The sequence below is a fragment of the Mycobacterium sp. KBS0706 genome (assembly GCF_005938675.2).
Taxonomy (GTDB): domain Bacteria; phylum Pseudomonadota; class Alphaproteobacteria; order DSM-16000; family Inquilinaceae; genus Inquilinus.
In genome coordinates, this window is sequence record NZ_VCCH02000097.1 from 15,701 (window position 1) to 28,278 (window position 12,578).

8 protein-coding genes are annotated in these 12,578 nt (G+C 71.0%); 6 read left to right on the top strand and 2 right to left on the bottom strand.

Going from position 1 to position 12,578, the window contains the following annotated elements:
* The first annotated feature begins 84 nt into the window (after positions 1–84).
* The 5 genes from FFK22_RS33990 to chrA all read left to right on the top strand — a co-directional run bounded on the left by FFK22_RS33990 (position 85) and on the right by chrA (position 9,233).
* Positions 85–1,023 (top strand): LysR family transcriptional regulator, encoded by a 939-nt coding sequence (locus FFK22_RS33990; RefSeq protein ID WP_138892242.1) that lies wholly within the window; start codon positions 85–87, stop codon positions 1,021–1,023.
* A gap of 75 nt (positions 1,024–1,098) precedes the next feature.
* On the top strand, positions 1,099–2,388 hold the full coding sequence (hmgA, locus tag FFK22_RS33995; RefSeq protein ID WP_138892243.1) for a homogentisate 1,2-dioxygenase: 1,290 nt from the start codon (positions 1,099–1,101) through the stop codon (positions 2,386–2,388).
* A gap of 24 nt (positions 2,389–2,412) precedes the next feature.
* Entirely contained in the window at positions 2,413–3,432 is a 1,020-nt protein-coding gene (locus FFK22_RS34000) for a fumarylacetoacetate hydrolase family protein (RefSeq protein WP_138892244.1), read from the top strand.
* Positions 3,433–3,826: 394 nt separating this feature from the next.
* On the top strand, positions 3,827–7,936 hold the full coding sequence (locus tag FFK22_RS34005; RefSeq protein ID WP_138892245.1) for an NAD-dependent epimerase/dehydratase family protein: 4,110 nt from the start codon (positions 3,827–3,829) through the stop codon (positions 7,934–7,936).
* 79 nt (positions 7,937–8,015) lie between these two features.
* Positions 8,016–9,233: a chromate efflux transporter gene (gene chrA / locus FFK22_RS34010; RefSeq protein ID WP_138892246.1), complete on the top strand. Its 1,218-nt coding sequence runs from the start codon at positions 8,016–8,018 to the stop codon at positions 9,231–9,233.
* Between the two features lie 12 nt (positions 9,234–9,245).
* Here the strand turns inward: chrA and FFK22_RS34015 are convergent, their stop codons facing one another.
* Together FFK22_RS34015 and FFK22_RS34020 are read right to left on the bottom strand one after the other, a co-directional pair.
* On the bottom strand, positions 9,246–10,130 hold the full coding sequence (locus FFK22_RS34015; protein ID WP_138892247.1) for a hypothetical protein: 885 nt from the start codon (positions 10,128–10,130) through the stop codon (positions 9,246–9,248).
* Positions 10,131–10,200: 70 nt separating this feature from the next.
* The gene (locus tag FFK22_RS34020; protein ID WP_138892248.1) at positions 10,201–11,028 is read right to left on the bottom strand and encodes a helix-turn-helix domain-containing protein; all 828 of its coding nucleotides are present in this window, start codon (positions 11,026–11,028) and stop codon (positions 10,201–10,203) included.
* A gap of 133 nt (positions 11,029–11,161) precedes the next feature.
* Between FFK22_RS34020 and FFK22_RS34025 the strand changes: the two genes are divergently transcribed.
* Positions 11,162–12,412 carry an MFS transporter gene (locus FFK22_RS34025; protein ID WP_138892249.1) on the top strand — a complete coding sequence of 417 codons (1,251 nt, stop codon included), beginning with the start codon at positions 11,162–11,164 and terminating at the stop codon, positions 12,410–12,412.
* Positions 12,413–12,578: the final 166 nt, after the last annotated feature.

The window sequence follows — 12,578 nt, forward strand, 5'->3', positions numbered from 1 at the left end:
TCCTTTCAAGGAAACCGACCCCTGAGGTGGCCCGTCCACGGTTGATCCGCTATGTATCGAGAATGGATAGGATTGTGCCGGATCATGGATAGATCGGACGTCACGCTCGAGCGCATGCGCAGCTTCGTCCGCGTCGCCGAGCGCGGCAGCCTGTCGGCAGTGGCGCGCGAGCTCGGGGTCGGCCAGTCGACCATCACCCGGCATCTGCGCGAGCTCGAGGAGGCGGTCGGCGTGCCGCTGCTCAGCCGGACCACCCGGCGCGTGACGGTGACCGACGAAGGCAGCCGCTACTACGCCGACTGCGTCCAGATCCTGCGGCTGGTGGAGCAGGCCGGCGACGAGGCGCGAGGCACGCGCGGGGCGCCGGCCGGCACGATCCGGATCTCCTGCACCGCGGCTTTCGGGGTGCTGCAGGTCAGCCGGCTGATCTTCGCCTTCCAGGACCGCTATCCCGACATCGCCGTCGACCTCGGCCTGACCGACGACTATGTCGACCTGGTGCGCGAGGGCGTCGACATCGCACTGCGCCTGGGGCCGCTGACCGACAGCTCGATGAGACTGCGCGCCCTCGGCCGGTCGCGGCGGCTGATGGTGGCGGCGCCGGCCTATCTGGCGGCGCGAGGCCGGCCGGTCGTGCCGCAGGATCTGGCAGGGCACGAGGGCATCCGGATGACCAATGTCGCGGGCAGCGACACGCTGACCCTCGATGGGCCGGACGGCGAGCGCCATGCGGTGCCGTTCGGCGGGCGCTTCCGGGTCGATCATGGTCTCGCGGCGCGTGAGGCCCTGGCCGCCGGCCGGGGCATCGGGCCCGCCCATCGCTGGCTGGTCGACGACCTGCTGGCGGCCGGCCGGGTCGAGGCTATCCTGCCGGGCTACGCGCCGCCGCCGGTTCCCTTGAACATGCTGATCGTGCCGGAACGCGCCGGCATCGCCCGGGTCCGGCTGCTGGTCGACTTCCTGGCCGAGCAGATCGCCGGCATCCCGGGCATCGAGACATCGCGGCCGGAGCGCCCGCGCTGACAGTTTGGCATTGATATTCGTTTCATATGAAACGAATATCCGGACAAGTACGGAACAACGAGACCGGAGGATGCGATGACGCTCCGCTACATGCCGGGATTCGGCAACGACTTCGAGACCGAGGCCCGGGAGGGCGCCCTGCCCCAGGGCCAGAACTCGCCGCAGCGCTGCGCCTACGGGCTGTATGCCGAGCAACTCTCCGGCTCGCCATTCACCGCGCCGCGCGGCACCAATGAGCGGTCCTGGCTGTACCGGCTGCGGCCGTCGGTGAAGCATGTCGGCCGGTTCCGCGAGATCGAGCTGCCGCATTGGAAGACGGCGCCGCATGTCGTCCGCCACGGCCTGCCGCTGGGCCAGCTGCGCTGGGACCCGACGCCGATCCCGGACGAGGCGCTGACCTTCCTGACCGGGATGCGGACCATGACCACGGCCGGCGACGTGTTCACCCAGGCCGGCATGGCCGCGCATGTCTACCTGGTGACCGAATCGATGGTCGACGAGGTGTTCTACAACGCCGATGGCGAGCTGCTGATCGTGCCGCAGCAGGGGTCGCTGCGCCTGGTCACCGAGCTGGGGATCATGGAGATCGGCCCGGCCGAGATCGCCGTCATTCCCCGCGGCATGAAGGTCAAGGTCGAGCTGGTGGACGGGCCGTCGCGCGGCTATGTCTGCGAGAATTACGGCGCCAAGTTCACCCTGCCGGACCGCGGCCCGATCGGCGCCAACTGCCTGGCCAATCCGCGCGACTTCAAGACTCCGGTCGCGGCCTTCGAGGACAGGGACACGCCGCATCGCGTGGTGGTCAAATGGTGCGGCGGCTTCCACGAGACGACCATCGGCCACTCGCCGCTCGACGTCGTCGCCTGGCATGGCAACTACGCGCCCTGCAAGTATGATCTGCGGACCTTTTCGCCGGTCGGCGCGATCGCCTTCGACCACCCGGATCCGTCGATCTTCACCGTGCTGACCGCCCCGTCCGGCGAGGCGGGCACGGCCAATGTCGACTTCGTGATCTTCCCGGAGCGGTGGCTGGTGGCTGAGCATTCGTTCCGGCCGCCCTGGTACCACATGAACATCATGTCGGAGTTCATGGGCCTGATCTACGGCCGCTACGACGCCAAGGAGGAGGGCTTCCTGCCCGGCGGCATCAGCCTGCACAACTGCATGCTGCCGCATGGGCCCGACACCGACGCCTTCGCCAAGGCCTCGACCGCCGAGCTGAAGCCGGTGAAGCTGACCGGCACCATGGCCTTCATGTTCGAGACCCGCTTCCCGCAGCAGCTGACGCGCTATGCAGCGGAGCTGCCGACGTTGCAGGATGACTATCCGGCCTGCTGGAGCGGGCTGGAGAAGACTATTCGATAAGACCAAACGGGAAGGAACCGGCCGATGAAGCTTGCCAGCCTGAGGGACGGGTCGCGCGACGGGCGCCTCGTCGTCGTCTCGCGCGACCTGACCCGCTACACCGTGGCCGGGGGCATCGCCCCGACGCTGCAGCGCGCGCTCGACGACTGGGACCTGCTGCGGCCGCGGCTGGAGGCGCTGGCGCACGACCTCGAGCTCGGCGCCGTGCCGAGCGACCGGTTCCGCGAGCACCAGGCCTTGTCGCCCCTGCCCCGCGCCTATCAATGGGCTGACGGCTCGGCCTATGTGAACCATGTCGCGCTGGTGCGGCAGGCCCGCGGCGCCGAGATGCCGGAGAGCTTCTGGACCGACCCGCTGATGTACCAGGGCGGGTCCGACACCTTCCTGGCGCCGCGCGACCCGATCCGGATGGCGAGCGAGGCCTGGGGCATCGACCTGGAGGGCGAGGTCGCGGTGGTCACCGGCGACGTGCCGATGGGGGCGACGGCCGAGGCCGCGGGGCAGGCCATCCGGCTGCTGATGCTGGTCAACGACGTGTCCCTGCGAAACCTGATCCCGGCGGAGCTGGCCAAGGGCTTCGGCTTCTTCCAGTCCAAGCCGTCCTCCGCCTTCTCGCCGGTGGCGGTGACGCCGGACGAACTTGGCGACGCCTGGGACGGCGCCCGCCTGCACCGGCCGCTGTCGGTCGAGCTGAACGGCGCGCCCTTCGGCCGGGCCGATGCCGGGGTCGACATGACCTTCGACTTCCCGACCCTGGTCGCCCACGCCGCCAGGACCCGGCCGCTGGGGGCCGGCTCCATCATCGGGTCGGGCACCGTGTCGAACCGCGACTCGGATGGCGGGCCGGGCAAGCCGATCCCCCAGGGCGGCCTCGGCTACTCCTGCCTGGCCGAGCAGCGCATGGTCGAGACCATCCTGTCCGGCGCGCCCAGGACATCCTTCCTCCGCTTCGGCGACACGGTGCGGATCGAGATGAAGGACGCCCAGGGCCACTCCATCTTCGGCGCCATCGAGCAGACGGTCGAAGAGACGGCCGCCGGATAGCATCGGCAGACCACCGCCGGTTCCAAGGCTGCGCCCGGCTCCCCATCGAGCCGGGCGCTGTCGTTTCGGCAGGGGTGCAGGTGGACGCTCAATTGCGGAATCTTTTATCGACCGGAAGATTCGGACTCTTTTCCGAATCTGTTCCTGAGAACCCTATCCCATAAAATCTTAGAAAAAGTTGATTGACACTCCGAACCCTCGAAGTTTGAATACGAAACCTTAAGAGCCTCGACTGAGACTCTGGCGATATCAAGGTTTCATGACAAGACGATCGGCACGATGCCCGTCTATCGAGTGACACCAAGATTTCATCGCCAAGCTTCCGTCCCGAGGCATGAAACCTGAAGGCGCAGGCGCGCTCTCGCCGCCTTCGAGAACGGGAACGCCGACCTTCATGAGAATCCTCATCACGGGCTCGCGCGGGCTGATCGGCACGGAAATGATGCGCTGCCTGGCAGAGGCCGGGCACCGGCCGGTCCCCTTCGACATCGCGGATGAGCCGGGGGCGCCCGGCCATGGCGACATCCGGAACCTCGACCAGCTGCGGCGGGCCATGGCCGGCTGCGACGGTGTCCTCTCCCTCGCCGCCGTCTCCCGCGTCATCGACGGCGAGCGCAACCCTGAGCTGTGCTGGGACGTCAACGTCAACGGCATCGAGGCCGTGCTGCGCGTCGCGCTGGAACAGCCGGCCGACCGCCGCCCCTGGGTGGTCTATGCCAGCAGCCGCGAGGTCTATGGCGATCCGGCGACGCTGCCGGTGCCCGAGGACGCGCCGCTCAAGCCCCTCAACATCTACGGCCGGTCCAAGGCGGCGGCCGAGGCGGCGGTCGGCCGCGCCCGCGAGGCCGGGCTGGCCACCGCGATCGTCCGCTTCTCCAACGTCTTCGGCTCGACCGCCGATCATCGCGACCGGGTGGTGCCGGCCTTCGCCCGGGCGGCCGCGACCGGCGGCACGATCTCGATCGAGGGCGCGGAGAACACCTTCGACTTCACCCATGTCGAGGATGTCGGCCGCGGCCTGGCCCTGCTGGCGGAGTGCCTGAAGGAGGGCCACCGGGCGCTGCCGCCGATCCATTATGTCGGCGGCCGCGCCGTGTCGCTGGGCGAGCTGGCAGAGATGGCCCGGGCGGCCGCGCTGGCGCCGGTCGAGATCCGCATCGCGCCGCCGCGCAATTTCGACGTGGCGCATTTCCGCGGCGACCCGGCGCGGGCCGAGGCGCTGCTGGGCTGGCGCGCCGAGATCCCGGTCGAGGACGGCCTGCGCCGCCTGATCCAGGCCTATGCCGCCGATGCGCAGCAAGAGGCTCGCCCGATTGAGGTCGTCGCAGAGGTGCCGCAGCCGGCCATCGCGCCGGCGACGGGGGACGCGGAGGGCCGGGAGCGCCCGGTCCTCCGCCGCGGCGAAAGCGCGCCCCGGCGGCTGTCGGCGCTGAGCCCGTGGATCCTGGATTTCAGCCACGACCCGATCCGCATGCCGCCGCGGCCGCCGACCCTGCGGCATGCCGGCTACGAGGATGATTTCGACTTCACCACCGTGTTCTGCGACGTGTTCTGGGACGCGTCGGGCGAATCGATCCGGCTGGTCGGGCCGCCGATGCTGAACCTGGAGACGGAGCTGGAGTTCCGCTTCACCGCCTTGCCCTCGATGCAGCCCTGCGCCTTCCAGGTGCGGCACAAGCGCTGGGTCGACCTGGTCACCGTCCCGGTCCCGCCCGGCACCACCGGGCTGATCGCAGACACCAGCCTGGGCCGCGCCTTCCTGGCGCCGCAGCCCAATCTGAGCGAGATCTTCGCCGGCCGGCGCTGCATCTATGCGATGAGCCAGGACAACGACATCGCCTGGATCCAGGACTGGGTCCGCTATTACGCCCGCGGCCATGGCTGCAACGGCGTCGTCCTGTACGACAACAACTCCACCGCCTATGGCGTCCGCGAGATCGACGACGCGCTGCGGTCGATCGACCCGGCGATCGAGGTGCTGACCATCCCCTGGCCCTACAAATGGGGCGTGTTCGACGGCCGCCGGCCGCTGTCCTACAGCATCTGGGATTCGTTCTATGGCCAGGCCGCGGCCTTCGAGCATGCGCGGCTGCGGTACTTCCCGAAGGCCGCCAGCGTCGTCAACGCCGATATCGACGAGCTGGCCGTCACCCGCGACGGCCAGAGCGTGTTCGAGATCGCCGAACAGTCGGACACCGGCTTCATCCGCTTCGACGGCTGGTGGATCCACAATTACACGACCGAGGGCGTGCCGCAGCAGCGCCGGCACAAGCACTTCTTCCACAAGAAGGTGGGCCGCCTGGACGCCTGCACCGAGAAATGGGCGGTTGTGCCGGCCAAGTCGCCCGAGGACGTGCAATGGGCGATCCACAACGTCATCGGCATGGTCCCCGATGAAGCCAGCTTCAAGGTCGGGCTGCGCCACTTCAAGCCGATCAACACCAGCTGGGACGTCGATGCCAACCTGACCGACGCCAAGCGGACCGAGCTGTTCCACGGCGACGGCGCGGGGCTGGAGATCGACGAGGAGCTGCGCCAGACGCTGGCCCGGGTCTTCCCCGAGGGCGAGGATGAGCGGCCGGTCGAGGCCCCTGCCCGGCCGGACGAGGTCATCGCCTATCAGCACCGGGTGCGGAGCGAGGCGCTGGTTCGTGGCGGCCAGATCGAAGAAGCGGTCGCAGAGGCCTGCAGGGCGGCGGAGCTGCTGCCCGGCCATCCGGCGACGCTGCTGCATCTCGGCAAGCTGCTGCGCCTGCAGGGCGGCGAGGACGAGGCCGCCCGCCTGGAGCGGGCGGCGCAGCAGCTGCGCGAGGCCGACCCGCTGTACCATGTCCAGCTGGGCCGGTCGGCCCAGCACACCGGCGCGATCGACGAGGCCGTCGCCAGCCTGCGCACCGCGCTGGCGCTCGACCCGGAGTCGATCGACGCGGCCGAGTTGCTGTTCAAGCTGTTCTGGGGTCATGGCCGCTTCGGCGAAGGCCGGACGCTGGCCCGGGAGTGGATCGCGCGCGCATCGGCGGACCTGGCGGAGGCCCAGGCCCTGGCCGCCACCATGCTGATGACGACGAGCCGGGCGCCGGAAGCGGTGCCGTACTGGCGGCGGGCGCTGGCGCTCGACCCGCAGCGGTCCGATTTCCATCACAGCCTGGCGCGCTGCCTGCTGCTGGACCGCAGCCTGGCCGAGGCCGAAGAGGCAGAGCGGACGGCGATCCGCCTGTTCGAGGAGGAACCGGATCACGACCGCGATCCGGTTCCGCCCGAGCTGGTGCAGAAGCTGAAGCGCAAGCTGCTGCTGCGGGCGTCGACCCGGTCGTCGATGTGGGAGCAGCTCGGGCGCATCCTGCGCGCCAGGGGCCGCCTCGACGACGCCCTGACGGCCGTGCGCGAAGCCATCCGCAACAGCCGTCTCGACCCCGACCTGCACCTGTTGCTGGCCGAGATCCTGACCGACCTGCGCAAGCCCGAGCAGGCCAAGGCCGAGCAGGCCAAGGCGGCGGCGGTGGCGCGGGAGCTGCTGGGCCACCCGCCCAACACCATCCGCACCGCCTTCGACCGCGAGCGCGACATGGTCGGGCTCTACTCCTGGGTCGCCACCATCCTGCAGCGCTGCGGCCAGGCCGATGAGGCGATGGCGACGATCGAGGAGATCGGACGCCACTTCGCCGGCAGCGCCAACGCCACGGCCGCGCGCGCCGGCTTCCTGATCTCGGCGGGCCAGGCTGAGGCGGCGGAGCGGCTGATCGCCGAGGCCGTCGCCAAGGGCGAGAACAATTCCCGGCTGCATCACCTGCACAGCACCGTGCTGGCGCAGCTGGGCCGGCTGTCGCAGGCGATCCCCGCCTGCCGGCGCGCCCTGGTGCACGACCCGGACGGGCCGCATCTGCACCGGGCCCTCGCCGCGCTGCTGATCTCCGACAAGCGCTGGGCCGAGGCGGTCGCGGCGCTGGAAACCGCGATCTCGCTGGATCCGTCGCATGCCGGCGCCCAGCGCCAGCTCAGCACCGTCCTGGTCGCGCTCAAGCGGCCGGAGGAAGCCGAGGCGGCGGCGCGCCGGGCGATCGAGCTCTCTCCCGACGACTCCGTCCCCTATCGCCATCTCGCCAATCTCCTCGCCGGCTGGAAGCGCTGGAAGGACGCGGTGGTCGAGCTGCGCCGCGCGATCGACCTCGACCCCGGCCATGCCGGCGCGCACCGGCAGCTCAGCGCCGCCTTCGCCGCGCTCGACCAGGCCGACAAGGCGGTCTCGACCGCGCGCAAGGCGATCAAGCTGGCCCCCGACGACGCGGCGCTGCACCGCCATCTCGGCAACCTGCTCGCCGCCCAGAAGCGCTGGGACGAGGTGGTCGTGGCGCAGGGCCGGGCGGTCGAGCTGGAGCCACGCCATGCCGGGGCGCGCCGGCAGCTGGAGCTCGCCCTGGCCGAGATCCGCAAGGCCAGGCCGCAGAGCATGGCCAAGCGGCCGGCCGAGCGGGTGACGGGCTATAGCGGCACCCCTGCGGAGTAGGCGGGCCAGCGTCCGCGGTTGACGGTTCCGGCGGGACTCGCCTATCGGTGAGGCCCGCCCGGAGCTGCGAGCCGCCGCGATGACCATCGACACTGCCGAGACGGGGGCGCAGCCGCGCCAGGGCTCGCCGGCTGAGGTGTTTCGGGTCTTTCTCAAGCTCGGCCTGACCTCCTTCGGCGGGCCGATCGCCCATCTCGGCTATTTCCGCGACGAGCTGGTGCAGCGGCGGAAATGGATCGACGAGGCCGGTTATGCCGATATCGTCGCCCTGTGCCAGTTCCTGCCGGGGCCGGCCTCGAGCCAAGTCGGCTTCGCCCTCGGCCTGCTGCGCGGCCGCGGGCTGCTGGGCGGGCTCGCCGCCTGGTGCGGCTTCACCCTGCCCTCCGCCGCCCTGCTCTGCGCCTTGGCGCTCGGCGCCGCCGCCCTCACCGGCCCCGTCGCCGAGGGCGTGCTGCACGGGCTGAAGCTGGTCGCGGTCGCCGTCGTCGCCCAGGCGGTCTGGGGCATGGCGCGGACGCTGACGCCCGACCGCCCGCGCGCGGCGATCGCGCTGGCCGCCGTGCTGGTCGCGGTGTTCGCCGCCGGATCGCTCGGCCAGATCGGCGCGATCGCGCTCGGCGCCGTCGCCGGCCTCTGGCTGTGCCGCGACGGCGGCCCCGCCCCCGCCGGCCGGCTGAGCCTGCCGGTGTCGCGCCGGGGCGGCGCCGTGGCCCTGGCGCTGTATGCCGCGCTGTTCCTGGCCGTGCCCGCGCTCACCGCGGCGACCGGAAGCCAGGGGCTGGCGCTGTTCGGCGCCTTCTACCGCTCGGGCGCGCTGGTGTTCGGCGGCGGCCATGTGGTGCTGCCGCTGCTGCAGGCCGAGGTGGCCGGCTGGGTGACGAACGAGGCCTTCCTCGAAGGCTACGGCCTGGCCCAGGCGGTGCCCGGGCCGCTGTTCACCTTCGCCGCCTGGCTCGGCGCGGCGATGGGGCCGGCGCCGAACGGCATCGCCGGCGCCGCGATCGCGCTGGCCGCCATCTTCCTGCCGGGACTGCTGCTGCTGTACGGCACCCTGCCCTACTGGGACGCGCTGCGCCGGCGCCTGGGCGCGCAGAGCGCCATGCGCGGCGCCAATGCGGCCGTGGTCGGCATCCTCGGCGCGGCCCTGTACAGCCCGGTCTGGACCAGCGCCGTGCTGACGCCGAGGGATTTCGCCCTGGCGCTGGCCGGATTCCTGGTTCTGACGGTGTGGAAGGCGCCGCCCTGGACCGTCGTCCTCGGCCTGGCCGCGGCCGGGGCCGCGCTGACCGCAGCCTGACCACGGTCCCGGTCACCCGGTGTCGGGTTCGTCCGGGTTGTGGTCGCAGAGGGATTCGAGGCAGAGGAAGCTGTCGATGCCGAGGGAGCGGCAGAGGCGGTCGGTGACGGTGAAGATGGTCTCGGTGTCGAGCCATTCGATCACATCGGCTTCCTGCAGCCGGACCGCCAGCCCGGCCCTGATCCCGGGCATCCGGGACGGGTCGTCGATCTTGGCACAGGCCCGCTCGACGGCGGCAATGGCGGCGTCCCGGCGCTTGGCCCGCTCGGCCTCGATCCTGGCCTCGCTGCCGGCCGGGCGGGCCGGGCGCGGCGTGGCCGGCTGGCCGTGCGCCCAGCGGCTGCGCCATGCTTCGCCGAAGCCGAGGCCGCAGGCCAGCCCGGCCATCACCGAGCCGACCGGCCGGTCCTCGACCCGGACATCCTCGTCCTCGTAGAGGTGCCGGATCCGCTCATCGAGCTCGGCATGCAGAGCATCGACGCGGTCGAGATCCTCGGTCTCGTCCCAAATCATATCGTGCAGCCTCTCCCGGACCTGCTCGCGATGACGGTCACGGCGAGCCTTGCGGGCGGCCTCGCGGTCGGGGGCCTGGGCCTTGTCGCGGGCGCAGAGGTCGGCGGCGGCGCGGGCGCGCAGCGCCAATGCCCGCTGCACCGTGCCGGCATGGCGGGTGAAGGCAACACCGTGGTCCCGGGCCGCCGGGGCATCGGCTCCGCGCGCCTTGGCCCGAGGCTGATCGGCGTCGGGCCGCTCGGCCTGGGCGATGGCCTTGGCGCCTTCCGCCTCGACCAGCCTCATGCCGATCTCCGCGATGCGCGTCAGCATCCCGATCTGCTGCAGCGCCAGGCTGCGGCAGTGGGCGTGGACGTCGAGGTCGGAGTCCGGGCTTTCTTTCATAGAACATATCATGAACCAGACCGATACGGGCGCGCAATGAACATTGCGTGAACGAGGCAGCGCGGCACGTTCAGGACGGATCGCTGCCGGCATGAGACGACGCGAGGGCGCCCCGGTGCGGCAGGCGCCGCCTCATATAGGCCTGAGGGCTGCACCCCATATCGGTCCGGAACGCGTAGACGAAGGCGGAGGCCGAGCCGTAGCCGAGCTCCATCGCCGTCTGTGTCACGCCCGAGCCGCCGCCCAGCAGCTCGATCGCCTTGAACAGCCGCAGGCGCCGCCGCCAGGACCGCAGGCTCATGCCCAGCCCCGCCTCGAAGCGCCGGGCCAGCGTCCGCGCCGACATCCCGAGGTCCCGGCCCCATTCCTCCGGGCCGCGGGGATCGGCCGGGTCGGCATAGAGAGCCTCGCAGATCGTCGCCAGGGCACCGCCGCGCGGCCAGGGCAGCGCACCCGGGAGGGGCCGGGCGCGCCGGAGCTGATCGAGGATCAGGCCGGCGACACGGCCCGAATAGCCGTCCGGATCGTCCTGTCCTTCGATATCGGCGGCCTCGACGATCAGGGCCTGCAGCAGGGGCGAGACGCCGAAGACCGTGGGGGTCTGCGGCAGGCCGGCCCCGGCCTCGTCGGCGATCCACAGGCTGCGGAACTCCGCCCCCAGCAAGGATCCGACCCGGTGCGGCGTGCCGGTCGGCAGCCACACCGCCTGCTCCGGCGAGATCGCGAAGGAGCGGCCGGTCACGGCCACCGTCAGCACCCCGGAAACGGCATAGACCACCTGGTTCCAGCGATGCTCATGCTCCGGGAAGTAGCGGCGCGCCGGGATCGACTGCGCCCGGACCGTGATCGGCCTCGGAGGTGCTGCGTCCGGTGGCGTCGCGATCGTCTCCCAGGTCATGCTCGACCTCCAAGTTTGTCCGATACTCTACATAGATTGTCAGCCCGTCGAAAGACGGCCATGGCGGGACGGGATAGTCTCGGCGCCGGATGGCACTGATCGACTGCCATCCTCGCAACGCCTGAGGACCCCCATGTCACACGCCGACGCCGGCATCGCGGCCGGGCTGCCGCCCGCAATGCCCTACGAACACGAGCGCGGCAATGTCGTCAGGCTGGCCGTGGCGCAGGCGCTGGCCGGGGCGAACTCGACGGTCGTCTATGCGACGGGCGCCGTGATCGGCAACATGCTCGCCCCCGACAAGGCGCTGGCGACCCTGCCGATCTCGATCTTCGTCGTGGGGATGGCCGCCTGCACCCTGCCCGCCGGCATCGTCGCCCAGCGCCACGGCCGGCGGGCCGCCTTCCTGGCGGGGACGGCATGCGGCGTGCTGGTCGGCCTGCTGGGGGCCCTGGCGGTGGTGCTGGGATCCTTCTGGCTGTTCTGCCTGGCGACGTTCTTCGGCGGGGCCTACGCGGCCGTGGTGCTGTCCTTCCGCTTCGCGGCCGCCGATTGTGCGCCGGCGCAGCGGCGCCCGCGGGCTCTGTCCGCCGTGATGGCCGGCGGGGTGGCCGCCGGGGTGATCGGCCCGCAGCTGGTCACCCACACCATGACCCTGTGGCCGCCGCATCTGTTCGCCGCCACCTACCTGGCGCAGGCCGCCGTGGCCGCGGTGTCCGCCCTGATCCTGCTCGGCGTCCGGCTGCCGATGCCGACGGCGGCGACGGGGCAAGCCGGCGGCCGCCCGCTCGGTGCCATCGCGCGCCAGCCGCGCTTCGTCATCGCCGTGGTCTGCGGAGTCGTCTCCTACCTGCTGATGAACTTCCTGATGACGGCGGCCCCCCTGGCGATGCAGATGTGCGGCCTGTCGCAGGAGGCGTCCAATCTGGGCCTGCAATGGCATGTGATCGCGATGTATGCGCCCAGCTTCTTCACCGGGCGGCTGATCACGCGTTTCGGCGCGCCACGCGTGGTGGCGGCCGGGCTGGCCCTGACCGCCGCCTCCGCCGCGGTCGGGCTGACGGGCGTGGATGTCGCGCATTTCTGGCTGACGCTGGTCCTGCTCGGCCTGGGCTGGAACTTCGGCTTCGTCGGCGCCTCGGCCATGGTGCTCGACTGCCACGCCCCGGAGGAAAGGGCGCGGGTGCAGTCGCTCAACGACTTCCTCGTCTTCGGAACCATGGCCTTCGGGTCCTTCCTGTCCGGCGGCCTGCTGACCTCCTATGGCTGGACCACGGTGCTCTGGCTGTCCTTCGTCCCTCTCGCCGCGGCCGTCGTCGCGGTCGCCACCGCCGTCTTCCGGCCCGGCCCGCTGGAACGCATCGATATCGGCCGGCCCGGCTGAGCCGGTGCCGGGAGAAACGCTCGCGATCGGGTCGGTCGGCGGGAAACCGCGTAAAGCTATATCGCAGCCATCCTTGCCCGGAATTCGGACGGCGCGCATACAGCGGACGGATCGGACGAGGTTTGAGCCGGCGGGTCTATGCCTTCTATCCTCCCCCTCCCCCTGC

Bases quoted from the DNA above. Each gene is read 5' to 3' on its own strand.
- FFK22_RS33990 (WP_138892242.1), top strand. From the start codon at position 85: ATGGATAGATCGGACGTCACGCTCGAGCGCATGCGCAGCTTCGTCCGC.
- hmgA (WP_138892243.1), top strand. From the start codon at position 1,099: ATGACGCTCCGCTACATGCCGGGATTCGGCAACGACTTCGAGACCGAG.
- FFK22_RS34020 (WP_138892248.1), bottom strand. From the start codon at position 11,028: ATGACCTGGGAGACGATCGCGACGCCACCGGACGCAGCACCTCCGAGG.
- FFK22_RS34000 (WP_138892244.1), top strand. From the start codon at position 2,413: ATGAAGCTTGCCAGCCTGAGGGACGGGTCGCGCGACGGGCGCCTCGTC.
- chrA (WP_138892246.1), top strand. From the start codon at position 8,016: ATGACCATCGACACTGCCGAGACGGGGGCGCAGCCGCGCCAGGGCTCG.
- FFK22_RS34025 (WP_138892249.1), top strand. From the start codon at position 11,162: ATGTCACACGCCGACGCCGGCATCGCGGCCGGGCTGCCGCCCGCAATG.
- FFK22_RS34015 (WP_138892247.1), bottom strand. From the start codon at position 10,130: ATGAAAGAAAGCCCGGACTCCGACCTCGACGTCCACGCCCACTGCCGC.
- FFK22_RS34005 (WP_138892245.1), top strand. From the start codon at position 3,827: ATGAGAATCCTCATCACGGGCTCGCGCGGGCTGATCGGCACGGAAATG.